Source organism: Nocardia sp. GCM10030253, from assembly GCF_042675075.1.
Lineage (GTDB): Bacteria > Actinomycetota > Actinomycetes > Mycobacteriales > Mycobacteriaceae > Nocardia.
Genome location: NZ_JBHTDL010000012.1, coordinates 494396 through 517009 on the forward strand (window position 1 = coordinate 494396; position 22614 = coordinate 517009).

The following is a 22614-nucleotide window of genomic DNA, read 5'->3' on the forward strand; positions in this document are numbered from 1 at the left end:
GGAGGCTCCGTTGGGGGACTTGCACGGCAACGGTGCTGCGCCCGATATCCATACCGCACCTGAATGGAAAGCGACCGTCGTCGGCCACCATCGGCTGCGCCACGATCTCGCGGTGATCCGGCTGATCGGCGAATTCGTGCCGTTCACGGCGGGCCAGTCCGTCGAGGTGCGGGTGCCACAGCAGCCGAGTATGCGGCGCAGGTTCTCCCCCGCCTTGCCGCCCTCGCTGGACGGCAAACTCGAATTCCATGTGCGGACCGTGCCCGGCGGCTGGTGCAGCGGCTCCATCGTCGCCGACACCGCACCGGGCGACGAATGGCAGATCACCGCCCCGGCAGGCACTTTCGCCGTCGATCCCGACGGCGACGAGGTGGTGATGATCGCGGGCGGCACCGGCCTTGCCCCGCTGCGCGCCCAGATCCTCGACCTGGCCAGGCACGAAGACCCACCACCCACCTACCTGTTCATCGGCGGCAGTTCCCCACGCGACCTGTACGCGGCCGACATGCTCTACCTGCTGGCGGACGAATTGCCCTGGCTCACCGTCATTCCGGTGGTGGAAACCCCGGACGATCCGGGCTGGGTCGACGAGTGGTACGAGCACTCCCGCGTCGATATCGGTTTCCCGCCGGACGAAATGCTCTACGGCACTCTCGCCGATGTGGTCGGCTCGCACGGTGCGTTCACCAACCACCAGGTCCTGGTCTGCGGCTCCCCCGCCATGACCCGCGCGACGGTAGATCGACTCGTCGCAACCGGAACCCCCACCGCAAGAATCCAATTCGAAGGAATCTGACCCGAACTCAGAACAGCGGGTCGTGGCGGATGTTCTTGGTCTGGGTGCCCGCTGCCATCAGGCGGAACTTGGTGGTCTGCACCATGGATGGCGATCCGACGATCTGCACGTCGCGGTCGGCCCATGGCCCGTAGCTGGCGACGACCTTGCCGATCTGTCCGGTCATCCGCTGCTCGAGGCCGGGCCAGGACCGTTGAGGTTCGCCGGGTTCCAGGTACCACCAGGGGTTTTCGTCGCTCTCGGTCACCGGTGTCACGGTGAGCCACTTGTTGGCCACGGCCAGCGCGCTGAGCGTCGCCATGTCATATAGGTCGCAGGGGTGGTGGCCGCCGACGAACAGGTGCACTCGCGGATTGACCCGCCGCTGCGCCATAGCCATGAGCTGGGCGCGCAGTGGGGCGATGCCGGTGCCGCAGCCGACCATCAGCATCTTGCGTTTGGTGTTGCGTGGAATGCCCAGCCCACCGAGGGGTGAACCGAGTAGCCACTTGTCGCCGATATTCGTGTGGCCGACGATGGCCGGACTGACCCAGCCGCCGAGCACGCTGCGGATGTGGAATTCGATCTCCCCGTTGGTGTTTGCGGGTACGGCGGGCGACAGGTAGCGCCACATCCTCGGTCGGGACGGGACCTGCACGCTGATGTACTGGCCCGCGGCGAACTGCATGGGCTGATCCAGTTGCAGCCGCACGACGGCCAGGTTGCGCAGCACGTCGCGGCGCTCGACCACGGTCCCGGTCCAAGCAGCCGGCGTGGTCTCCTTTTCCGCCGCGCCGATCATGGTTTCGCTGATGATGGTCAGGCCTTCGTCCCAGGCCCGCTCTACCTCATCGGTCCACATCTCGGTGCCGGCAAACACCCGCATCGCGGTCTTCAGCGAGGTGGCCACCGCGGTGTAATGCTCAGGCTGCACACCGTATTTGCGGTGATCGCGGCCGAGCTGGGCTAGGAACGGTAGTAACTTGTCCGGCTCCTCGAGCCGTTCCAGCGCGTAGGAGATGGCCTTGACCAATCGGTCACGCTGCGCATCCATCGCTGCCGGGAAGAAATCGCGGGCTTGCGGGTAATCGGTGAACAAGATCGCGTAAAACGAACTGGCCAGTCTCGCGGGCCCCCCTTCTTCCGCAGCAACCGCCTTGAACGTCGTTCTGATCAAAGCGACAGTCCGCGAATCCATTTGTGTCACAACCCCATTTCGCACTCGAACACAAACCGAGCCGGCGAGTGAGGTGCCGCGGGACACTCGACAGCAGCCGATGCCACCGAGTGTAGGTGAGGTTTGCCAGCAACGGAATCCTCCGTTGGAACATCAAGCGTGTAATTCCCCTGAAACGAGGATTCGAAATGCGAAACGCCGTAGAAACCGACTGTGGGATCGATTATTTGGGTGAAATCAGTCACAGGCTCACTGAATTTGCATGATCCTTTTTGCAAGTTTCGTCCAGATCCAGCTATCGGAGCGACCGTGCGGCAACTCCGAATCCGCAACCAGTTACCTCACCTCAGCAACCGTCTCGCACCCCGCGACCTGGCGAGCGGCCTGAAACCGCAGGACAACTCGCCGCCACCTCCGCAGGGCGGGCCGCCGGGCGCGCCGACAGATCCGGCATATCTCTGGCTACCGTCGCGGCTCAACGACATCGGGCCCCGGGCTTCGGCTCACTCGTGATGAACCGAAACACCGGGGCCCGATGGTAGCCAGGAGGTGTCAGCGCCGATGCCGGGGCTTCCACACCACCAATGCGGTACTGCGTTGCGGCGGTGAGAGATCCGGGCGATAGCCCGCTCGCAGCCGCTCCACCTCGGCCGACAACTCGGCGACGTGCTGCTGCAATTCCGAAACCTGATTGGTGAGTTCGATGATGCGCTTGATGCCGGCCAGATTGACGCCCTCGTCCTGGGACAACCGCTGCACCTCGCGCAGCAGCTCGACGTCCCTGGCCGAGTAGCGCCGACCGCCACCCGAAGTCCGTTGTGGCGTAACCAGTCCGAGGCGGTCATACGTGCGCAGTGTCTGCGCGTGCATGCCCGCCAACTGTGCAGCCACCGAGATCATGAAGACCTGAGCCTCGGTGCGGCCCGCGTTATTCGGCCCACCTGACGCATTCTTCGGATCACCGGACATCACGCACCTGCCCATCCCGCACGTGGATCGAACCCGCTGGCCTTCTCCGCCTCCGCGTAGCGCCGTAGCGCCTCGGCGGCATTGTCGTCCAGCTTCTGTGGCACCGCGACCTTGACGGTGACCAGCAGATCACCGGCACCGCCTGCGGCGCCGCGCTTCGGCACGCCACGACCACGCACCCGCAGGATGCGGCCGTCCGCGGTGCCCGGCGGCACCTTGACGCCGACGCGCCCTTCCAGGGTGGGCACCGAAACGGTTGTGCCCAACACCAATTCACTGTAACTGACCGGCAGCACCAAGGTCAGGTCGTCGCCGTTGCGGCCGAAGACCTTGTCCTGGCTGACGTGCACGGTGACGAAGAGGTCGCCCGACGGCGCGCCCCGCAGCCCCGCTTCGCCCTGACCGGCCAGCCGAATCTTCTGTCCGTCACTGACACCCGGTGGGATACGCACCGTGATGGTGCGGGTCCGGTTCTGGATGCCGCTGCCGTGGCAGTCGACGCACGGGTTGTCGATGATCGAGCCGGTGCCACGACATTCGTCGCAGGGTTCACTGAAACCGAACGCGCCCTGGTTACGGCTGATGACGCCGTTTCCATTGCAGATAGGGCACACTCGGGGACTTGTCCCCGGCTTCGCACCACTGCCGTGACACGTCGTACACGGTGACGGACTCGTCATCCGCAGCGGAACGGTGACGCCCTGTGCGGCCTCACGGAAGCCGAGCGTGGTCTCGGTCTCCACATCAGCGCCACGGCGCGGGCGACTGCTCGCGGTCCGGGTGCCACCCCGGTTGAACAGACCACCGAGGAGGTCACCGAGGCCACCATCGCCCGCATTCGCCTGGCCGAAGATGTCGCCGATATTGAAGTCCTGGGAGAACCCACCGCCCGCACCGGGTGTGAACCCGCCCCGGCCATACGCACCGCCGCCGGCGAACAGCTTTCGCGTTTCGTCGTATTCCTTGCGCTTGGCCGGATCCGACAGCACGGCATGCGCCTCGCTGACGGTCTTGAACCGCTCCTCGGCCTTGGTGTCACCGGGATTGGCATCCGGGTGCAGGTCACGAGCGAGCTTGCGATACGCCTTCTTGATCTCGTCCTGGGAGGCGCTGGAGGAAACGCCCAGCTCCTTGTAGAAGTCCTTCTCGATCCACTCCCGTTGACTCACCGGGCATCTCCTCCTCTCGCGTTCTTATTGGTTGGGTGTGCCGGCATCAGAACCAGCATTCGATGCTTCACTCACCGGTAGATCGCTCACGCCGTCGGTTACCCCGACCAGCGCGTGCCGAAGCACCCGATCGCCGAAGCGATAGCCCTTGCGCATGACGACACCGATCACCGGGTCGTGCCCGGATCCTTCGTGCTGCACGGCCTCGTGCAGGGTCGGGTCGAAAGGCTCACCCTCCGAACCGAATTCCTCCAGGCCCTGCTTGTGCAGCGCATCGGCCAGCTTGTCCGCGACCGACTTGAGCGGTCCGGTCTCCAGGTCACCGTGCGCCCGTGCGCGATCGAGATCGTCGAGCACGCCGAGCAATTCGGTGACCACCGAGGCCTTGGCCGTATCGATGGTGGCCTTGCGGTCACGCTCGACCCGACGCCGGTAGTTGGCGTATTCCGCGGTCAACCGCTGCAGGTCGGCAGTGCGCTCGGCCAGCTCGTTGCTGATGCTGTCGGCCAGAATCGCAGCCCCCTCATCGGCGCCGAGCACGGCGTCCGCACCGTTGCCCTTATCCGGCCCGGCCGCGGCAGCGTCTGCCGCGGCCGGTTCCCGAATCTCGCCGGTCTCCGGATCCACCTTGCGGTTGTCGACGAAAGTGATCGGCTCTTGTTCCGAGTTGCCCTGTGTCACTTCTTCTCCGTGTCGACCGGCTCGTCCACAACTTCGGCATCCACGACCTGGTCGTCGTCGGCGGAGCTGGAAGCCCCGGTGCCATTGCCCGACGCCGCGGACTCGGCCGCCGACGCCTCGTAGATGGCCTGGCCGAGCGCCTGCGACTCCGTAGCCAGCTTCTCGACGGCCGACTTGACCGCGGCGATGTCGGTGCCCTTCAGCGCCTCGTTGGCCTCGGCGATGGCCGCCTCGACCTTCTCCTTGACGTCGCCGGGGACCTTGTCCTCGTTCTCCTTGATGAACTTCTCGGTCTGGTGCACCAGCGACTCGGCCTGGTTGCGGGTCTCGGCCTCCTCGCGGCGGGCCTTGTCCTCGGCGGCGTGCGCCTCGGCGTCCTTGACCATCCGGTCGATCTCTTCCTTGGACAGGCCGGAGCCGTCCTGGATCTTGATCGTGTTTTCCTTGCCGGTGCCCTTGTCCTTCGCGGTCACGTGCACGATGCCGTTGGCGTCGATGTCGAAGGTGACCTCGATCTGCGGCACGCCACGGGGGGCCGGCGGGATGCCGGTCAGCTCGAAGGAGCCGAGCAGCTTGTTGTGCGAAGCGATTTCGCGCTCACCCTGGAACACCTGGATCTGCACCGACGGCTGGTTGTCATCGGCCGTGGTGAAGGTCTCCGACCGCTTGGTCGGGATGGTGGTGTTGCGCTCGATGAGCTTGGTCATCACGCCGCCCTTGGTCTCGATGCCCAGCGACAGCGGGGTGACATCGAGCAGCAGGACGTCCTTGACCTCGCCCTTGAGCACACCGGCCTGCAGGGCGGCGCCGACGGCGACGACCTCGTCCGGGTTCACGCCCTTGTTGGGCTCCTGGCCACCGGTCAGTTCCTTGACCAGCTCGGTGACGGCCGGCATCCGGGTGGAGCCGCCGACGAGCACGACGTGGTCGATGTCCTTGACCGAGATGCCCGCGTCCTTGATCACGGACTGGAACGGCGCACGGGTGCGGTCGAGCAGGTCCGAGGTGATCTTCTGGAACTCGGCGCGAGTCAGCTGCTCATCGAGGAACAGCGGGTTCTTGTCCGCGTCGACAGTGATGTAGGGCAGGTTGATCGAGGTGCTCTGCGAGGAGCTCAGCTCGATCTTGGCCTTCTCGGAGGCTTCACGCAGCCGCTGCATGGCCATCTTGTCCTTGGTCAGGTCGATGCCCGCACTGGCCTTGAACTTGTCGACCAGCCACGAGACGACGCGCTCGTCCCAGTCGTCACCACCGAGGTGGTTGTCGCCGGACGTGGCGCGAACCTCGACGACGCCCTCGCCGATTTCCAGCAGCGAGACGTCGAAGGTGCCGCCACCGAGGTCGAAGACCAGGATGGTCTGTTCCTTGTCGCCCTTGTCCAGGCCGTACGCGAGCGCGGCCGCGGTGGGCTCGTTGACGATGCGCAGCACGTTGAGACCGGCGATCTGGCCGGCTTCCTTGGTCGCCTGACGCTGCGCGTCCTCGAAGTACGCGGGGACGGTGATGACCGCGTCGGTGATCTCCTCACCGAGGTAGGCCTCGGCGTCGCGCTTCAGCTTCATCAGCGTGCGCGCGCTGATCTCCTGCGGGGTGTACTTCTTGCCGTCGATCTCCACGGACCAGTCGGTGCCGATGTGCCGCTTGACCGAGCGGATGGTGCGGTCGACGTTCGTGACCGCCTGGTTCTTGGCCGGCTGACCGACCAGTACCTCGCCGTTTTTCGCGAATGCGACGACAGAGGGGGTGGTGCGCGATCCTTCCGAGTTGGCGACGACGACCGGCTCTCCGCCTTCGAGAACGGCGACGACCGAGTTCGTGGTCCCGAGGTCGATTCCGACCGCACGAGCCATGGTTTTCCTCCTAGTTGACGTAACTACTTGTGTCGGTGCTGGGCGAACGCTCGCCCTGCGGCCAGTTGTTCCTGTGCCGCGAGACCTCGCCCCAAGCACCTCACGGAGCACGGTCCCAGCAACGCTGAGCGTGGTCGGCTCAATCCTGCACCGATTTGCGGTCGGGAGTCAACTCAAACTTGAGCCAGTCATACTCAACATTGCCGAACAGCTCAACCTGGGCCCTCAGCGATCTATTCCCGGACCTGACCCGAGGCGTGCCGTCGCCATTCTCGTCAGCCGTGTCATCGCAGGCCAGGAATGTGCGCCAGTTGTGATCAACGCGGAGCTGGTCGGGAGTTACAGGCGGATGGGTGTCACCAAGCTGGTCTGCGTGATTTGCGACAACCTCTGCGAACAAGACGCCCCGAATTCATCTCCGACCAACGCGTCCTGGGCGCACTCGATCGAGCCCAGTTCAACCCGGGACGGCCGGTTGGGCAGTTACGCCGTATCCGGCCGCAGCACCGGCAACCCGTACCAGTGGCAAACCAGCAGCGCCAGCTCGACATCGAGCCTGTCCTCGGTAATAGGCCTGCCGCGCCGCGATACCGCCCGCTCGACCCGGTATTTCACCGAATTGGAGTGCAGATCGAGTTCTGCGGCGGCCGCCTTGTAGCTAGACCCACTGTGCAGGAACACCCGTAGCGTCTCACGCAGCCGTGCGTCGTTCTCATTGTCGGCGGCCAAGTCGCCGAGCACCTCGCAAACCCATTCCCCGACCTCCGCGATCCCGCCGCTGAGCAGGGCCGCCACCGACAACCCCGGGTCGCTGGCCGCGATAATGCTCGGTTCCGCGTCTCCCTGCGCCAGCGCGACCGAGCGCGCACCTTGGGCGAGCCGATGCGACCGGCGGAACCCCGGCACTCCGGAGGCCACCGTGCCGATCGCCACCCGCGGCGCATCCGGACACGCGGCCGCGAACCCACGGACCCTGGCGACAGCGTCGGGCTGCGCCGACCGATATGGCAGCCACGCCCAGGCGCTCATCCGATCGTCGGCGACGAACAGCGGGCGCGCGCCGGTATCTGCCACCTCGGCCAATTCGCGGACGAATCGTTGCAGCCCGGCCAGCTCGTCACCGTAGGCGCGGGCGTCCGGATACCAAACGATAAGTGCCAGATGGAACCAATGCAGTGGGTAATGGATCGATTCGGTGGCGGCGTCGATATCGACGGTCCCCTTCCCCGCCAGCACTTCGCGGACGCGAAGCGCACGGGCGCTGTTGCGGTCGTCCAGCCACTGCTCGCGCTCGCCTTCGTAGACCACGACGACCTGCTGGATGATCCGGTCGAGGTATTCGAACAGCCTGGTGGTGATCGCCTCCATGACGATGATCTGATCCACCGGCGCGGTATCAGTGGCCCGCAGTTCAGCGAAAACCAGCTCGGTTAAACGCCGCTGGCCGACGTGGTAAGCGCGAACCAGGGCATTGAGCGGAACCTCGTGCTGGGCCAAGCGCCTGGTGTACTCGATGGCCGCCACGGGCGCGTGGATCCGCGCCGCCGGGATGTCGTGCTGCAGCGCGTGCAGCAGTGTGTCGATATTGCCCCCCACGCTGGCCCCGAGCAGTTCGACGGTGTGGACGTCGGCGCGCAACTCGGGTATCTCGTCCTCGATTCCGCGCGAGATATTCACGTTGATATCCGTCACCCGCGCGTTCATGCGGGCGGCGATCTTCGCGATAGAGCGGCTCACATCGACATCACCGTCGCGACGAAAAGTCGTCACCACCCAATGGTAGTTACCCCGCGGTGACCCGCGGCGACGAATACGAGGTCGGCATTGTTCTCCGGCGACAAAGCACGCGACAAATTTCGTCAATGCACGACGATGTCGAGCCGCACCGCTATTTCTACCGTTGTTGTCATTCCCCGCACCACACCTCCTCCTGAGGACCGCCCTTGATTCTTTCGACCCTCCCAGACCGTCGCGCCGCCGCCGCCCCGGACGCACCCGCCGTTACCGACGACAACATCGACCTGAACAACACCGAATTTCTGGCCGCCGTGCGGCGGGCCGCCGCCTCCCTGCGCGCCGCGGGCGTCTCGACGGACGACGTAGTCGCGATCATGCTGCCCGATACCGCCGCCCTCGTCGTATCCCTGTTCGCCACATGGCGTTTGGGCGCCACAGCCGCCCCGATCAACCCGTCGCTGACCGCCAAGGAGGCCAGCAACCAGATGGCCGAGGCGGGCGCCAAGGTGCTGGTTGCCGCGCAGCGGCCCGCCTTCGACGCTCCGGTCCAGGCCGTCATATCTGCCGACGAACTCACCGCGACAGACCACGCTGTCTTGGAAGCGGCGCAGCCAGGCGACGACGCACTAGCGCTGATCATCCACACCAGCGGGGGCACCATCAAGCCGAACCGCGTGATGCTCGACCACATGAACCTCAACGCCGTGTGCCGATTGGCGATCGAGGCATTCGCACTCACCGACGCCGACCACAGCTTGTTGATCATGCCGCTGTTCCATATCAACGGCATCGTGGTTGGCACCTTGTCGCCGCTGCTCGCCGGTGGCCGCGCCACCATGGCCGGCCGGTTCAGCCCCACGTCGTTCTTCGACCGGATCGAACGCAGCCATGCCACCTACTTCTCCGCGGACCCGACCATGTACACAGCGCTGTCCGATCTGCCCGCCCAGATACGGCCGAACACCTCGTCGGTGCGGTTCGCCATCAGCGGCGCGGTGCGGGCCGACGTCGAACAACGGACCAAGTTCGAACACCGCTACGGCATACCGATCATCGACAGTCACGGGCTGACCGACATTCCTGCGCGAGCACGTTCAACCGCTCACCGGCGTGGAATGGCTCATCCGTAGGCATACTCGGGTTCCGCGAATTTCCGCACACACATGGAAACACCCCCGCCTGCGCGGGGGCATTCCTGTTTCTGCCGCGGTGCTACTTGCCGACGCTCGCACCGGCACCGCTAGCGCCGGTGCCGCCGGGAACCGCGCCGCCCGGCGCGACAGGCGGCTTCGGCGGGGTCTTCGGACCGCCGCCGGCCGGGTAGGGACTGGTCGGACCGATAACGCCCGGTTCGACCTTGCCCGGACCCGCGAAAGGAGGCTTCGGGCCGACCGGGGGCTGAACGACAGGAGGCTCGACAACCGGAGGTGCGGTCGTTGGCGGTGCCACTGGGGCGGAATCGGGGGTATTGGAGCCGGAGTCCACCTTGCCACCCGTGTTGCCCCCGGAGTTCACGCCGGAACCACCGTTGCCACCGGAACCGGAACCGCTTGTGCCACCTTCGGGAATCGGACCGCTACCCGGTACGACCTGCACTGTGGTGCCCTTGTCCGAAGGAGCCGGGGTTCCATCGGTTACCCCGCTGGCAAAGACAATGACGGCTGCACCGGCCATGGCGATCGTGAGGGCGGCAATTGCGCCGATTGCGATACGGGTCTTGGTGGTTTGAACGATGGAATGCCTCCGGTGTTTTTCGGGGCCCGATTGGGCTGATAGGACAATCGTGCGCCGCCGTCGGGCTGCGCAATAGGCACCCGAGGGTCACCGCTGGCCACCCATGTAGCCGGGATCGCTGGGGCTTATCCCAGGCGGTCCCGCTCGTACGTTCGTCTGATGTCATGCGGCGACGGGTTGAGCGGTGGTGTAGTCGGGTTTGTGATTGTCCAGCCTGGCAGATCCCTGGGATCAATAAGCCTTACCGCCGCGTGCGCAGGTATTCGTCGTGTTCCAAGTCTTCGCGGTAGTAGCGCTGGGCGAGGGTGGCGAGGCGGTGGATTTCGGCGGCCATGGCCGGGGCGGCAAGGGGTTTGGCGATGATGGGGTCGCCGGTTTTGACGTAGTAGCGGCCGTCTTCGTAGTCCATCCACCAGAAACCGCGGCCGAAGCCGGGGCGGGCGTCCAGGGCCGGGCCGGAGAAGACGGTGATCTCGCCGATAGCGAGGCGGGGGCGCTTGAAGAGGCGGTCCAGTTGTTCGACGAGGCCGACTTCGTAAGGGGCGCGGACCGGGCGTTCCCGATCGGCGGCGAGTGCTTCGCGGCGCACCTCTAGGGGATCGCGAGTTCCGGCGGGCATCTTCGGCAGCGCGGCGACCGCACGTTCCGCGACTTGCCTTGCGGTGCAGTAGCTTACGATCACATCGCTGCCGGTGTCGGAGGCGCTGCCCGGCAACTGGACCAGCGTGGCACCCACGCCGCCGCGCACCGCACCGTGAAATCGATAGATGGCCAAGGGGTCTCGGTTGTCGAAACCCTTCAACTCGATTCTGGTTTCCGGTTCCAAGAGCACGTCCAGTGCTCGTTCCAGATCAACGGCGTACTTGCCGAGCAGTGCGTCTACCGCGGCCTCCCGCTGCCGTTTCAGCGCGCTGAAATCCATTTCCTCCGGCCGGAATTGGAGCGGGTAGGGCAGCCTGTCGCGACCATAGGCGGCCCAGAGCAGCTCGAACTCTTGGCCCGTGAAGCGCCAATCAGCCATGGTCCCCACCGATGACCGGCGGCACCGATTTCGGCATCGAATCCAGGCCGGTGACCTCTTCGCCATTCTGTTTGTTGATCAGGTAATCCTTGACGCCGGAGGTCTCACGTTCGTCGTCCTTGCCCTTGCCTGCCGCGCCTGGCGCCATGCCGGACGTGCCAGCAGCGCCCCTCGCCTGGTTGTTGGTACCTGTGGATGCCGCGAGTGGGTTCGCGGCGGGTTGCTGAGGCACGCCGGAAACGCTGCGTCCCGGGGCTGGGGTGCTCGGCGTGTTGGGAATGCCTGGGCTGGTGGGCCTTCCGGGTGTACTCGGTGCGCCGGTGGAGCGCGGCGGAATCGTTGGAGTCGGGGTTGTCGGACTCGGGGTGCCGGTGCCGCTCGGCGTGTTCGCCGGGCTGCCAGGGGTGTTCGCAGGCGAATTGGGTTGCTGGGTCGCGCTCGCCGGTTCTACCGACTGGGGTGTCGTCGCGGCCGGATCGGTACCGGCTGGCTGTCCAGGGTTAACGCCCTGCTCGTCGGGTCCAGGTTCTTCGGTGCCATCGGGGGTTTCACCCGCTTCTCCCGGTTCGCCGGAACCGGTCGGCCCTTGTGAACCAGGGGATGTGCCACCGGGTGGTGAGACGGGCGGCTGCGTCGGGTCGACGATAGGTGGTGCGGCGGGCAAGACAGGTACGCCGTGGTCGGTCTGGTTGACCACCTGGCCGAAGACTGTGCGCAGCACCCTGCGCGCCTCCTGCGTGGCCTCCTCCTCGGTGTAGTCGCCGCTCTTCATCACACCTTCTTGCGGCAGCGTCTTGCCCTGTAGTTCCGGGCGTTGCGTGGCCTGCGGCATCAGGGCTTGGGTTTGCTCCAGCCCCGTTTGCAGCTCGAGCAATTTGTAGCTCACCAATGCCGCTGCCCCGGAAAGGTTTTCCGACTTCTCGGCGTAGTTGTTCACTGCCGAGGCCGCCGCCGCACCGGACTGCCCTGTCCAGCCACCGTGCCCGCCATCGCCGTTGACGGTGCGAGCGAAGCGCAGGTTGAACAGTGTTGTCGCAGCAGTGAGCTGTGCCCCGATATTCAGCCATGCTTCCCCGGCTTGCCGAGCGGCGGCCGGCCGCATCGCGTCGACGGCTTCGACCATCTGCGCCAGCGTCATGCTGTCGTAGTTGTCCGGACCCGGGATTTTCGGCGGATCGAACTCGCCGACGAAGTTGCCGGACAACGAGTTCGTGCTGGTGTAGATCGATTCCCGGTCGCGGTTCCACTGCTCCTGGGCGGCGATGATCCGGTTGCGGTAGTCCTCGTAGGAGGTCATTGGGGGACTTCCGTTCCGGCGAGCTGATCGGCGCGGGTTTGGTCGAGCTCGACGAAGTTCGAGATTGCTTTGGCGACAACTTCTTTCGCCAGTTTGACCGTCTCAACGTGCTGCTTGAGCACCGCGTCTATCGACTGGTCGGTACCCGTAGCCTTCAGACTGAACTTCTCTTCCAATGCCTTACTCGACGGGAACGGCCCAAACCCAGTGATGAGCTTCACGTTATCGACAACTTCTGCAATACGGTCGAGCCGATCGAGATAGTCATCGCACACCTTGTCCAGCCCGTGGCCGACGTCTGGATGCAGGGACACTTCGCCAGCATTGGCCAGATCGAGTACCTTGCGCCACTCCGCCGGGTCGACACCGAACTCCATAGTCACCTCCTCAGCTACCCGGAAGGTACTTGGCTAGATCGTCGACGTGGCGACGCACCTCGACACACGGTTCACCCTGCTTACCCACCGAATAGCGGGTGAGGACACGGAACAGAACTGAGCCATAAGGCATTTCGACCGCAATTGCGCACTTGAGGCGCTCTTTATCCCCGACATCGAGGAACTCGACCGCTTTGCGCGACCCGACGGTTTGAGGTGCGAATGCCTCGAAGTCACGACGCTGTTCGACCTCCGCCAGCGTTGCGGTCCCCGACAGTATCGTCAGGCCGTACCACCGCGCGGATGCACGCCAACTGCACACCTGCCAGCCATCGAAATCCACACCCCCGACGTCCTTCGTTTTACTTGCTGGGTCGAGCCCGGTCGCCGATATCGCCGAATCTGGCAGATCGCATGGATTCCACAGAGCCGCGTCGCGATCCGCAGATGTCGTCACCGCAGCCGTCGACGTCGTACCCGCTACGCCCGTTGCGGTCGAGACTTGGCTGGTGGAGTCCTCACACCCGGCCAAGACCAACACGGTGCCGATCGTGACGGCAAGACCGCGCAGCACATTCCCCCTGCTTGTCATCGGTTCCTCACCGCCGGTGGCGTGCCATGTCGGTGGGGCCGGACCGGCTCCTCCGCCCCCTGTCAGCTCCCCGTTGACGGTACTGGCCGCTAGACGGGCGGTGCAACCGCACCTCGTCGGTTGGTAGTTGTCTACCGGTCCAGAGTCACCTCAGAGCCGCACCTGTCTCGGGATCCGCACCAGCTGCGGGTGCCGAAGAGGCGCGGATCCCGAGAAATGATGCGGGACTCCAGGAGCGCGTATCGCGGACGAGGGACCATACTCTCGTTCTTGCGGCGGCTATCATCCGAGGGGTGGGCGGTTACCCGTCGACAGCGTCATGCCGAGTGTCTTGCTCGCACCGCGCCTTACGGGCCGCCAGGTAGGCGGCGGCGCCCAACGGACACTTCATCTTTCAAATCTTCGTAGCCGATCGCCAGTTCCGCGAGCCTTTCCCACGCGTCGCCGAGTTCCCAGTTCGAACCGCTTGCCAATGCCGCGAAGGCGCACGCGGTGAACTGCCCGAGCCGATCGACCACCGCTCCGATGGTTTCGGTATGCACGCGTGCCGCGCCGAGGGACGGCGGGAGTTGCCCGGTGACCCAGCAGTCGATTTCGCGGACCAGGCGCGTGCGTTCGTGGTCTATCTCGTCGGCTCGCTCTCGGCTGGCGCCGAGTCGTAGTTCGTGTAGTTCGGCCAGCTCTCTGGCCGAACGCAGTAGCGGATGGTCGTTGTTCGCGTCGCCACGACATGCGGCCAGCATCGGGTTCTTCCCGGGCAGCGGTTCACTGAGTGTCACTGTTCGCGCGCCTGAGCAGTCGCGCGTATCGATGCGATGACCATCAGCCCGGAAGGCCGGAATGCGCAGCGCGGTGGCTCGACCCAGCACCGGAACTGCGCGCACCGATCGCTCGGGGATGGAAGCGCGATAGCGCCACCCGCTCGCACGATCGAGACGTTGAGCCGGAACATCTCGGCGAACAAGCTGTCGTCGTTAGGAAGATCCGGGCGGACCAGGTAGCTCCATCTGCTCGAGCGGGGATGCGACATGATCGGGCCGATATCTTGTTGGCGGCGTTGTAGTTCCAGCCGCACGGCGTGCCCGAGATCGGTGGGCATCATCAACGCCCACACAAGTCCTGCTCTGACGATGATCCGGCCGAGCTGTGGTGGATCCACGATCGCGGGCAGGTCGCACACCTGCCGGTAGTACCGGCATCGGGACACGGGTGTGTCGCCGAAAGCTATGCGGTCCATGCGGAACCTCGAGTCGCATCGATGGGGAGTAGGTGCGCCCGGCCCTGGTTCGGTCTGCGGTGGAGCCAGGGACGAGAGGGAAAGGGTTCTCAACCGGACGCGTAGCCAGCTTGCTCTCGAAATGTGATGTGATCCACAGACTCTGCGGCGTGGATATGATGCATTTGTGCGACGCAAAATGCTCATTGATGCGCGTAAGTCTGCCGGAAAGACGCAGGAGGAGGTGGCCGAGTTCGTCGGCGTCGATCGCACGACGCTCGGCAAGTGGGAGCGAGACGAGAGCACGCCTCGCCCTCATCAGCGAGCCAAATACGCAGAGGCTCTGGGAGTGGGCATGGGCGAGCTGAACGCAATGCTCAGCAGCATCCCTACGGCGGCAAATGAAATGCCAGAGTGGCTGACAACGTATCTGGGCATGGAACAGTCAGCGACCTCGCTGCGCGCGCACGAGTCTCGCGCCATCTACGGGCTGCTCCAGACGCCTCGCTACGTCGAACAGTTGGCTGGCCGCGTGGGCGTTTCGGGTGTATCCGACACTCAACTTCAACGCACGGTCGACCAGAGATTTCACCGGCAGAAACGGGTTCGCAACGGCGACTTGGTGCTCGATCTGGTTCAGCCCGAATCTGCCCTCCACCTGCAGGTGGGCGATGGTTCCGTGATGGCTGAGCAGCTTCGGGTGATGGCGGAGCTGGCGGAGTTGCCGAATGTGACGCTCCGGATCACCACCTACGATGCGGGTCAATATGAGGCCAGGCGATTGGGCGACTTCGTCATCATGGAGCATCCGTGGGGCAACCCGCGCGTGCATATCGAGGGATATGGTGGTGCCTACTTCATCACCGATGCCGATGAGGTGGGATACTTCGGTCTCGCCTTCGATCATGCGTGTCGAATCACCTTGTCTCCGAAGGAATCCCAACAGTACATACAGCAGCTAGCGGAGACATGGAACAAGTGATGAGCGAACTAACCTGGCGGAAGTCGAGCTTTACCGATCCCCAAACCTGCGTGGAAGTCGCCGCAACACCCGGCGGCGTGCTGATTCGCAACAGCAACGCGCCAGAAGCTGGGACAATTGCCTTCACCCGAGACGAGTTCAGCGCCTGGCTACAAGGTTGCAAGGCAGGCGAGTTCGACGATTTGACGGCCTAACGGGAACGAACCAGCTCTGCGGAGCAAGGGAGTACGAGCGTGAACGTTGACCTATCCGGGGCGAAGTGGTTCCAGGGCAGTCGTAGCGACGCCACCACAGGCTGCGTAGAGGTCGTGTTCCTTGACGGAAACCACGTTGGCCTTCGTGACTCAAAGAACCCGACGGCCCGGCTCTCGTTTACCCCTGGTGAGTGGGACGCCTTCACCGGCGGTGTGCAAGATGGCGAGTTCAACCGCCCGCAAGCCTGAAACGCGAAGAAGCCGCCTCGGTTCGTAGGACCACAAGGAGTTACTAGAGACATGACTGCTGATCTGTCCCGGGCTCAATGGTTCAAGAGCAGCCGCAGCGCCTCTAAAGCCGATTGCGTCGAGGTCGCCTTCCTCGAAGGCGGTGTGGTTGGCGTGCGCGACTCCAAGAACCCGTCCGGCCCCGCGCTCGTCTTCACTCCCAGCGAATGGGACGCGTTCACAGGCGGTGTGCAAGACGGCGAGTTCAACCGCCCGCAAGCCTGACAAACGCGACCAAGCCGCCTCGATCCATCGGACCGGGGCGGCTTTCGTCTGCGCGCAGGGTAGTGGTCCGTCCGAACACCCCTCGTCGCAACTGCACACCTCGTATACGGGGTGTGCGGTTGTGACGCGGGGTGTTCGGTACGCGCGGAGTCGAAGGGCCTTTGGCTACTGTGGGGGCCAAGGGGTTTGGAGGGGGTAGGGGTTTGCCTGTGCCTGCGGGGGTCCGGATGTCGGCTGCTGCCACTGGGTGGGGAATTGAGGCGGTTGTGCCGCGCGGGGGTGGGTCGAGTTTGCTGCGAGAACCGCCGTGATCGTGGCCGCCAGTGCGGCGATGGTCGCGGGGATGGACAGCCAACCATGGTCCTCGAAGAGGAACGACAATTCCGAGCGTAGTGCGAGCTCGGAGGAGCTGGTCGCCAGCAGCATGCCCGCGCCGGCGGCGGCAAGGGCTCGCAGTGCGGGGATGCGGGCGGCTGCCCCGGTGAGCATGACGATCGCGGCGGAAATGGCGATGACGATCATGAGCGCAAGCGGGACGTCGTTCCAGTGGAATCCAAATGAGGCCAGCAGCCGCCACCCTCCGGTGATGATGGCGGTGATCAGTAGCAGGATCCCGGCCACCCGGTCTATGCCCGACCCCGCAGGGCGGTTGGACGGCGGGAAACCGGGGCCCGGGGAGTACGAGTTGCGCGGCGGGTAGCCGGGGGCGGCCGGAGCGTACGGGTTCGGCGGCGGGTAACCGGGGGACGGAGCATAGGGGTTGGGGATGCCCATCGCCGGATTGCCTTGGGGTTGTTGCGATTCCGCGTGCGGTGCCGACTGGGCGTACCCGCGATACGGTTCGGGTGGGGTCGGGGTGGACACAGCTGGAACTCCTTGCCTGCCGACGCCGGACGGGATGATCGAATCATCCCCGGTCGCTACCCTATCGGACCTACCGCCGGAGGCCGCCGCAGCGGCCCGGAGCCGGGAACGCATGGCGGGAGGACTATCAGACTGCTAGGACCAGCCCGGCGAGTCGCGGTGTCGATGGCCTTCGGTGGCTTTGCGTTAGAAGCGGTCCGCGTGTTCGTTCGCCCATTCCTCGAAGGTGCGGGCGGGGCGCCCGGTCACCTTCTCGACGGTGTCGACCACCGTGGTCGCCTCCGCCGTCGGTGCGGCGTACCAGCCAATGACGTACTCGGCGTCAGCGCGGGGAACGCCGGTGGCCATGAGTCGTTCGATGGCCTGCTCGTGAGTGATGGCGGCGAACGTGATGTCGCGGCCGACTGCTCGAGCGAGGATCGATATCCGCTCGCGTGGGGTCAGCGACTGTGGACCGGTCAGGTTGTAGGCGCGCCCGGCGTGGCCGTCCTCCAATAGCGCGGTGACGGCCACGGCGGCGATGTCGGCCTCGTGCACGATGGCGCTGGGAAAGTCGTATGGCTCGCGCACGACTCCCTCGACGCGGATCGAATCGATCCAGTTCAGCGTGTTGGACATGAACTCCTGCGGCTCGAGACGCGTCCATTCCACACCGGAGGCCGCCACGGCCTGTTCGACCGGCCCGACCCCACCGCCCCACACGATCGTCATGCGCCGCACCCCCGCCTCGACGGCCCGCTGCACCAACTCGGCGCCGACAGCGGCCAGCCCCGCTGTCACGGTGATATGCAGCCCGCTCACACCGGCGAGCGCGGCGTCCAATGTGTCGGGCGCGGTGTGTGTTCCCGCCACCAGATCCACACCGGGCGGGAGCTTCGCGGCTGCGGCAGCCGGATTCCGAGTCAGCGCCCGGACCCGCTGCCCACGGCGGACCAGCTCTGCCACGACATGGCGACCGGTGTTTCCGGTCGCGCCCGTTACCAAGATCGTCACGGTGAATTCCCTTCGTCCCTGACGACGCTAGAAACTCAACCGCACTAGAGGTCAACCGACAGTGACATCCACCACGACTGGTTCGTGAGGCTCATTCGACCTACTCCAGCAGAATGCTGGAACACCCGATCCGCTCCCTCTGTCCGACGTCACGGATATGACTCAGCCGCACCAGCATTCACCTGCATAAATGCCGCAGAGCATCTTCCGTGACGACGCCAGGGCTCGATCGACATCTACCGGGGTTCCCACATGATCTGCCTCCCACGCCGCGTTGCGGTAGGTGCTCGCGGTCGAGCGGCACGGAATTCGCCACCTATCCCCGAACGACTTTCCGCGCCGCGCGTTCGGACCCGAATGGCGCACCACAGCTCGGCGGCGGGCTCTCGCCATGCTCGCACGGAGCGGACACCGCACCGGAAGCACGCACACCAACTTCTCCACAGCCGCCACACCCAACAACGAAGTCCGGACTCCACACCTGAGGCAGCGCCCCGGCACCTCCACAGGCGTGGTCCTCCGAATGACGAAGTCCGGACGCTAGGCCTGAGGCTCGCGTACCTGCTCTTCGACGGCTGTGGTACTCGGAGCGACGAATGCCGTTGCCGCGAGCGCGAGTACGAGCAATCCGGCACAGACATAACTCGAGATCGCGATTCCGCTCGACATTGCCTCGCGGGCGGCTGCGGCAACGCCCGCGGTCGCCGGTTCGGCCGAGAGTGCGGGGATCACCGATCCCGCGCTCTCAGTCACGGCTTCGCCGAGCCGGTCGGCATCCTGGCCCGACGCTCCGGTATCGGCGAGGCGATCGCGTAGCCCGGATCCGAGCGAGCTGAGGAACAGCGTGGTCAGTGCGGCGATACCGAGCGCGGAACCCAGTTCCCTTGCCGCGCTCTGGATTCCCGAACCCTGGCCGGAGAATTCGACCGGCACTTCGGCGAGCACGACATTGGTGACCTGCGCTGTCGCGAATCCGACACCGATGCCGTAGACGAACAGCGCGACGGCAATCGACCACCAGCTGCTGTCGGCGGCGGCGCACAACCCGAGCAGCATCAGCCCGGCGGCCTCGAGCAGCAGGCCGATCCGCACCTGTCCCAGCGCCGAAATCGTGTTCGTCATCGAAAAACTCGCGCCGCTCGCACAGAAGCTGCCCACGGCGAGCGGCACCAGCGCGAGACCCGCCTGCAGAGCGCTGTAGTTCAGGGTGAACTGCAACCACAACGGCAGCACCGCGATGATGCCGAACTCACCGAGCCCGACGATCAGCGTCACCACATTACCCTTGCGGAACGAGCCGATAGCGAAAAGCCCGGTGTGCATGAGTGGTTCGGCTCCCGCGCGAGTGAGTGCCACCTGCCTGCGCCAGAACGCGAACAGCACGAGCGCTGCGGCGACGAAGGCAACGAGAACGGGGGAAGGCCCGGTGCGCCAGGCGAATCCGCCGATCGTCAGCGGGTCGGTGACGATAAGCCAGCCATAGGCCCGGCCCTCGATCAGCGCGAAGGCGAGCAGGCCGAGTCCGACGCCCGACAGCACCGCGCCTGGCCAATCGACTCGACCACGCATACGTTGCGACGCAGGCAAATACACCACGACGCACGCCATGATCAGAAATACCAGCGGAATATTGATGCCGAACGCCCAGCGCCAGGAGAAATCCGCGAGCCAGCCGCCCAGCAGCGGGCCGACCGCGGCTGCCGCGCCGATGGTGGACCCCCAGACCGCGAAGGCCTGGCCGCGCGCCTTCCCGGTGAAGGTGGCGTTCACCAGGGCCAGTGATGTCGGCAGGATCATGGCCCCGCCGATGCCCTGCAGGAACCGGGCCAGGATGAGCAGCTCGCCATTCGGCGCAGCCGCCGCGAGCAGGCTGGTCACACCGAATATGAGCAGGCCGATGAGAAAGAGCTTTCGGGCACCGTACAGATCGGCAAGTCGTCCGGTGAGCAACAGCAGGGCGGCGAAGACGATCGCATAGGACTCCTGGATCCACTGGGCCTCGATCGAGGTGATCGAGAGGTCTTCGATGATCGGGGCGAGGATCACGTTCACGATCGTGAGGTCCACGACGATCAGGGCGACGCCGAGCGATACAGCGATCAGACCCAACCACAGGCGCAGCGGAGGAGTGGCGGCTTCAGTTTTCAAATTACCTCCATCATAAAGTAACTTTATGGTGAAGTTACTTTTGACGAGGGTAGGTTGTCAATCCAGGACCGGCGGGAAACGGAGGTAGGCGAATGGGGCAGGCGTCCGGCGACATTGCGTCGCAACGGCAACAACTCGCGAAAGGGCTGATGGCCTACGGCGCGAGCTTCACCGAATTGGGCCGCCGCTTCGCCGAAGTCCTCGGCGTGCACTCCACCGACGCCTTCGCCCTCATGGAAATCGCCGCCGCCGAGGAGACGGGCGCGCCCCTGTCACCGGCACTGCTCGGCAAGCGCATCGCCCTGTCCTCGGGGGCGATGACCGCATTGCTGAATCGCCTCGAACAGGCCGGCTACGTCGTCCGCAGCCGCGAGCACACCGACCGGAGGATTGTCACGCTGCGCTGCACCCGACAGGCCAAGCAGCAAGCCGACGACTTCTTCCGCCCCGTGAACTCCAGGCAGGACGACATCCTGGCCGAATACCCGCCCGAACTCCTCCGGCAGTTCGATACTTTCCTGGCCGCGCTGCGCGCGACGATGAGCGTCGAGCTCACGCCGCCGGAGTCGTGACAGCGGCCTGAAATCCCAGCGCCGGGGCGAATCCCCCGTGGTAGCTTTCGGTCGCCGAGAGGAGTGCATGTGTCGACGAAGACGCGGTCGTGGTGGGGTTGGGGCAACGTCGAGGATGCGGTCACCGGCGCGGAGCGGGAAGCGCTGACAGCGCGGGTCGCGGCCATACTGCCCGGCGCGGATCTCACCGCGCACGAGCCGCCCACGGTCGAATCGCTCGGGCTTCCCGAACCCCGTGTCGCGATGCCCGATTCGCTCACCGAGCTCGTCTCGACGGAACCGGCCGACCGCGCGGCACACGCGCACGGGCAGGCGTTCCGTGATGTAGTACGCAATCTCTTGGGCGATGTGCAGAACCCACCCGATCTCGTGGTTCGGCCACGCAATGAGGCCGACATCGTCGATGTGCTCGACTGGGCGGCGCGGGCGAATGTCGCGGTAATCCCCTTCGGCGGCGGCACTTCCGTGGTCGGCGGGGTCGAGCCCAGAATCGGCAACGCGGTCGGCAGACATGGCGACTCCGTCGGGGCGAATGGCGATCCCCATGGTGTGGGCGACGGCTTCGCCGGTGCGATCAGCCTCGACCTCGGCGCACTCGACCGAGTCCTGGAGATCGATCGCACCAGCCGCGCCGCGCGAATCCAGGCCGGGGTATTCGGACCTGCGCTGGAAGATCAACTGCGCGGCGCAGACCTGAGCCTGCGCCACTTTCCGCAGTCCTTCGAGTTCTCGACGCTCGGCGGCTGGCTGGCCACCAGGGCCGGTGGGCATTTCGCGACGCTGTACACCCATATTGATGACCTCGTCGAGTCGATGCGGGTGGTGACGCCGACCGGGGTCAGCGAGTCGCGTCGCCTGCCCGGCTCGGGCGCGGGCCCCTCGCCGGACCGAATGTTCCTCGGATCCGAGGGCACGCTCGGCATCATCACCGAAGCGTGGATGCGGCTGCAGGATCGACCACGTTGGCGGGCAACGGCATCCGCACATTTCGACGACTACGACAAGGCTGTTGCCGCAACGCGCGCTATCGCTCAGTCCGGCTTGTACCCGACCAACTGCCGACTGCTCGATCCGGCCGAGGCCTTCCTCAACGCGGGCGCCGCGACAAGTGGCGGGGTGCTCGTGCTCGGCTTCGAATCCGCCGACCACCCAACGCACACCTGGATGGAACGCGCGCTGGAGTTGGTTGCCGACCACGGCGGCACGCTTCCCGAGCCCGCGCGCTACACCGAGTCGACGGGGCATCAGGACGGGGCGGGCGCGGCCGACACTTGGCGCTCCTCGTTCCTGCGGATGCCCTACCAGCGCGACGCGCTCGCAGCCCAGTCGATGATCACGGAAACTTTCGAAACCGCCTGCACCTGGGACAAATTCGACAACCTGAAGGCAACGGTGACCGCTGCGGCCAACGAGGCCATCCGATCGGTCGGCGCGACCGGCGTGGTGACCTGCCGCTTCACCCATGTGTACCCGGACGGTCCCGCACCCTATTTCGGCATCTACGCCACGGGCCGCTGGGGCAGCACACTCGCCCAATGGGACGACATCAAAGCCGCTGTCTCCGAGGCACTTTCCGCCGCAGGTGGCACCATCACCCATCACCACGCGGTCGGCCGCGACCACCGGCCCTGGTATGACCGGCAGCGTCCGGACCCGTTCGCGAATGCGCTGCGAGCGGCCAAATCCGCACTGGACCCCGCAGGCATCCTCAACCCCGGCGTCCTGATCTGACACTCACCGACACAACGACAAC

The 22614-nt window shown here is 65.4% G+C and carries 23 protein-coding genes; 8 read left to right on the forward strand and 15 right to left on the reverse strand.

Annotation, left to right across the window (positions count from 1 at the left end; translation table 11 throughout):
* Positions 1 to 10 precede the first annotated feature (10 nt).
* Positions 11 to 796, forward strand: coding sequence for an FAD-binding oxidoreductase (locus ACFQZZ_RS28615; RefSeq protein ID WP_378686900.1), 786 nt, complete (start codon positions 11 to 13; stop codon positions 794 to 796).
* 7 nt (positions 797 to 803) lie between these two features.
* On the opposite strand, the gene ACFQZZ_RS28620 is transcribed toward ACFQZZ_RS28615, so the two are convergent.
* From ACFQZZ_RS28620 to ACFQZZ_RS28645, 6 genes are all read right to left on the reverse strand, one after another.
* Positions 804 to 1973: a globin domain-containing protein gene (locus ACFQZZ_RS28620; RefSeq protein ID WP_378686901.1), complete on the reverse strand. Its 1170-nt coding sequence runs from the start codon at positions 1971 to 1973 to the stop codon at positions 804 to 806.
* A gap of 531 nt (positions 1974 to 2504) precedes the next feature.
* Positions 2505 to 2921, reverse strand: coding sequence for a heat shock protein transcriptional repressor HspR (locus tag ACFQZZ_RS28625; RefSeq protein WP_378686903.1), 417 nt, complete (start codon positions 2919 to 2921; stop codon positions 2505 to 2507).
* A complete protein-coding gene (dnaJ, locus tag ACFQZZ_RS28630) occupies positions 2921 to 4090 on the reverse strand; it encodes a molecular chaperone DnaJ (protein ID WP_378686905.1) in 1170 nt (389 codons plus the stop codon). The genes ACFQZZ_RS28625 and dnaJ overlap by 1 nt, the downstream gene beginning before the upstream one ends.
* 24 nt (positions 4091 to 4114) lie before the next feature.
* Complete coding sequence (gene grpE, locus ACFQZZ_RS28635) at positions 4115 to 4771, reverse strand: nucleotide exchange factor GrpE (RefSeq protein ID WP_378686907.1); 657 nt, start codon at positions 4769 to 4771, stop codon at positions 4115 to 4117.
* On the reverse strand, positions 4768 to 6621 hold the full coding sequence (gene dnaK / locus ACFQZZ_RS28640; protein ID WP_378686909.1) for a molecular chaperone DnaK: 1854 nt from the start codon (positions 6619 to 6621) through the stop codon (positions 4768 to 4770). Before dnaK ends, grpE begins: the two co-directional genes overlap by 4 nt.
* A 483-nt stretch (positions 6622 to 7104) precedes the next feature.
* The gene (locus ACFQZZ_RS28645; protein ID WP_378686910.1) at positions 7105 to 8391 is read right to left on the reverse strand and encodes a PucR family transcriptional regulator; all 1287 of its coding nucleotides are present in this window, start codon (positions 8389 to 8391) and stop codon (positions 7105 to 7107) included.
* A gap of 173 nt (positions 8392 to 8564) precedes the next feature.
* On the opposite strand from ACFQZZ_RS28645, the gene ACFQZZ_RS28650 reads away from it, so the two are divergent.
* On the forward strand, positions 8565 to 9488 hold the full coding sequence (locus tag ACFQZZ_RS28650) for an AMP-binding protein (protein ID WP_378686912.1): 924 nt from the start codon (positions 8565 to 8567) through the stop codon (positions 9486 to 9488).
* Between the two features lie 845 nt (positions 9489 to 10333).
* On the opposite strand, the gene ACFQZZ_RS28655 is transcribed toward ACFQZZ_RS28650, so the two are convergent.
* The 6 genes from ACFQZZ_RS28655 to ACFQZZ_RS28680 form a co-directional block, all read right to left on the reverse strand.
* Positions 10334 to 11113, reverse strand: a complete 780-nt coding sequence (locus ACFQZZ_RS28655) for an ESX secretion-associated protein EspG (protein ID WP_378686914.1) — start codon at positions 11111 to 11113, stop codon at positions 10334 to 10336.
* Positions 11106 to 12410, reverse strand: coding sequence for a hypothetical protein (locus tag ACFQZZ_RS28660; RefSeq protein ID WP_378686916.1), 1305 nt, complete (start codon positions 12408 to 12410; stop codon positions 11106 to 11108). Before ACFQZZ_RS28660 ends, ACFQZZ_RS28655 begins: the two co-directional genes overlap by 8 nt.
* Positions 12407 to 12787 carry a hypothetical protein gene (locus ACFQZZ_RS28665; RefSeq protein ID WP_378686917.1) on the reverse strand — a complete coding sequence of 127 codons (381 nt, stop codon included), beginning with the start codon at positions 12785 to 12787 and terminating at the stop codon, positions 12407 to 12409. The genes ACFQZZ_RS28660 and ACFQZZ_RS28665 overlap by 4 nt, the downstream gene beginning before the upstream one ends.
* Before the next feature lie 10 nt (positions 12788 to 12797).
* On the reverse strand, positions 12798 to 13379 hold the full coding sequence (locus ACFQZZ_RS28670; RefSeq protein ID WP_378686918.1) for a DUF3558 domain-containing protein: 582 nt from the start codon (positions 13377 to 13379) through the stop codon (positions 12798 to 12800).
* A 347-nt stretch (positions 13380 to 13726) separates the two neighbouring features.
* The gene (locus ACFQZZ_RS28675; RefSeq protein ID WP_378686919.1) at positions 13727 to 14158 is read right to left on the reverse strand and encodes a DUF4254 domain-containing protein; all 432 of its coding nucleotides are present in this window, start codon (positions 14156 to 14158) and stop codon (positions 13727 to 13729) included.
* Entirely contained in the window at positions 14155 to 14616 is a 462-nt protein-coding gene (locus tag ACFQZZ_RS28680; RefSeq protein ID WP_378686921.1) for a DNA-directed RNA polymerase subunit beta, read from the reverse strand. Before ACFQZZ_RS28680 ends, ACFQZZ_RS28675 begins: the two co-directional genes overlap by 4 nt.
* 166 nt (positions 14617 to 14782) lie before the next feature.
* Here ACFQZZ_RS28680 and ACFQZZ_RS28685 point away from each other — a divergent pair, with 166 nt between their 5' ends.
* The 4 genes from ACFQZZ_RS28685 to ACFQZZ_RS28700 are packed head-to-tail and all read left to right on the forward strand — an operon-like array spanning position 14783 to position 16284.
* Positions 14783 to 15577 (forward strand): Scr1 family TA system antitoxin-like transcriptional regulator, encoded by a 795-nt coding sequence (locus ACFQZZ_RS28685; RefSeq protein WP_378686923.1) that lies wholly within the window; start codon positions 14783 to 14785, stop codon positions 15575 to 15577.
* Positions 15577 to 15771 carry a DUF397 domain-containing protein gene (locus ACFQZZ_RS28690; protein ID WP_378686924.1) on the forward strand — a complete coding sequence of 65 codons (195 nt, stop codon included), beginning with the start codon at positions 15577 to 15579 and terminating at the stop codon, positions 15769 to 15771. Before ACFQZZ_RS28685 ends, ACFQZZ_RS28690 begins: the two co-directional genes overlap by 1 nt.
* A 39-nt stretch (positions 15772 to 15810) precedes the next feature.
* Entirely contained in the window at positions 15811 to 16020 is a 210-nt protein-coding gene (locus ACFQZZ_RS28695; RefSeq protein ID WP_378686925.1) for a DUF397 domain-containing protein, read from the forward strand.
* Positions 16021 to 16071: 51 nt separating this feature from the next.
* On the forward strand, positions 16072 to 16284 hold the full coding sequence (locus ACFQZZ_RS28700; protein ID WP_378686926.1) for a DUF397 domain-containing protein: 213 nt from the start codon (positions 16072 to 16074) through the stop codon (positions 16282 to 16284).
* Between the two features lie 165 nt (positions 16285 to 16449).
* Here ACFQZZ_RS28700 and ACFQZZ_RS28705 read toward each other — a convergent pair whose 3' ends face one another.
* From ACFQZZ_RS28705 to ACFQZZ_RS28715, 3 genes are all read right to left on the reverse strand, one after another.
* Positions 16450 to 17148 carry a hypothetical protein gene (locus ACFQZZ_RS28705; protein WP_378686928.1) on the reverse strand — a complete coding sequence of 233 codons (699 nt, stop codon included), beginning with the start codon at positions 17146 to 17148 and terminating at the stop codon, positions 16450 to 16452.
* 186 nt (positions 17149 to 17334) lie between these two features.
* Complete coding sequence (locus ACFQZZ_RS28710; protein ID WP_378686930.1) at positions 17335 to 18141, reverse strand: NmrA family NAD(P)-binding protein; 807 nt, start codon at positions 18139 to 18141, stop codon at positions 17335 to 17337.
* 540 nt (positions 18142 to 18681) lie between these two features.
* Positions 18682 to 20289, reverse strand: a complete 1608-nt coding sequence (locus tag ACFQZZ_RS28715) for a DHA2 family efflux MFS transporter permease subunit (RefSeq protein ID WP_378686931.1) — start codon at positions 20287 to 20289, stop codon at positions 18682 to 18684.
* 92 nt (positions 20290 to 20381) lie between these two features.
* Here ACFQZZ_RS28715 and ACFQZZ_RS28720 point away from each other — a divergent pair, with 92 nt between their 5' ends.
* Together ACFQZZ_RS28720 and ACFQZZ_RS28725 are read left to right on the forward strand one after the other, a co-directional pair.
* Positions 20382 to 20861: a MarR family winged helix-turn-helix transcriptional regulator gene (locus tag ACFQZZ_RS28720; protein WP_378686933.1), complete on the forward strand. Its 480-nt coding sequence runs from the start codon at positions 20382 to 20384 to the stop codon at positions 20859 to 20861.
* A gap of 69 nt (positions 20862 to 20930) precedes the next feature.
* Entirely contained in the window at positions 20931 to 22592 is a 1662-nt protein-coding gene (locus tag ACFQZZ_RS28725) for an FAD-binding oxidoreductase (protein ID WP_378686935.1), read from the forward strand.
* The last annotated feature ends 22 nt before the right edge of the window (positions 22593 to 22614 follow it).

What these genes read in the sequence shown, in the direction of transcription:
- ACFQZZ_RS28660 (WP_378686916.1), bottom strand. Translation starts at nt 12,410, where the DNA reads ATGACCTCCTACGAGGACTACCGCAACCGGATCATCGCCGCCCAGGAG.
- ACFQZZ_RS28670 (WP_378686918.1), bottom strand. Translation starts at nt 13,379, where the DNA reads ATGACAAGCAGGGGGAATGTGCTGCGCGGTCTTGCCGTCACGATCGGC.
- ACFQZZ_RS28680 (WP_378686921.1), bottom strand. Translation starts at nt 14,616, where the DNA reads ATGGACCGCATAGCTTTCGGCGACACACCCGTGTCCCGATGCCGGTAC.
- ACFQZZ_RS28625 (WP_378686903.1), bottom strand. Translation starts at nt 2,921, where the DNA reads ATGTCCGGTGATCCGAAGAATGCGTCAGGTGGGCCGAATAACGCGGGC.
- ACFQZZ_RS28700 (WP_378686926.1), top strand. Translation starts at nt 16,072, where the DNA reads ATGACTGCTGATCTGTCCCGGGCTCAATGGTTCAAGAGCAGCCGCAGC.
- ACFQZZ_RS28620 (WP_378686901.1), bottom strand. Translation starts at nt 1,973, where the DNA reads ATGGATTCGCGGACTGTCGCTTTGATCAGAACGACGTTCAAGGCGGTT.
- dnaK (WP_378686909.1), bottom strand. Translation starts at nt 6,621, where the DNA reads ATGGCTCGTGCGGTCGGAATCGACCTCGGGACCACGAACTCGGTCGTC.
- ACFQZZ_RS28720 (WP_378686933.1), top strand. Translation starts at nt 20,382, where the DNA reads ATGGGGCAGGCGTCCGGCGACATTGCGTCGCAACGGCAACAACTCGCG.
- ACFQZZ_RS28665 (WP_378686917.1), bottom strand. Translation starts at nt 12,787, where the DNA reads ATGGAGTTCGGTGTCGACCCGGCGGAGTGGCGCAAGGTACTCGATCTG.
- ACFQZZ_RS28655 (WP_378686914.1), bottom strand. Translation starts at nt 11,113, where the DNA reads ATGGCTGATTGGCGCTTCACGGGCCAAGAGTTCGAGCTGCTCTGGGCC.
- ACFQZZ_RS28690 (WP_378686924.1), top strand. Translation starts at nt 15,577, where the DNA reads ATGAGCGAACTAACCTGGCGGAAGTCGAGCTTTACCGATCCCCAAACC.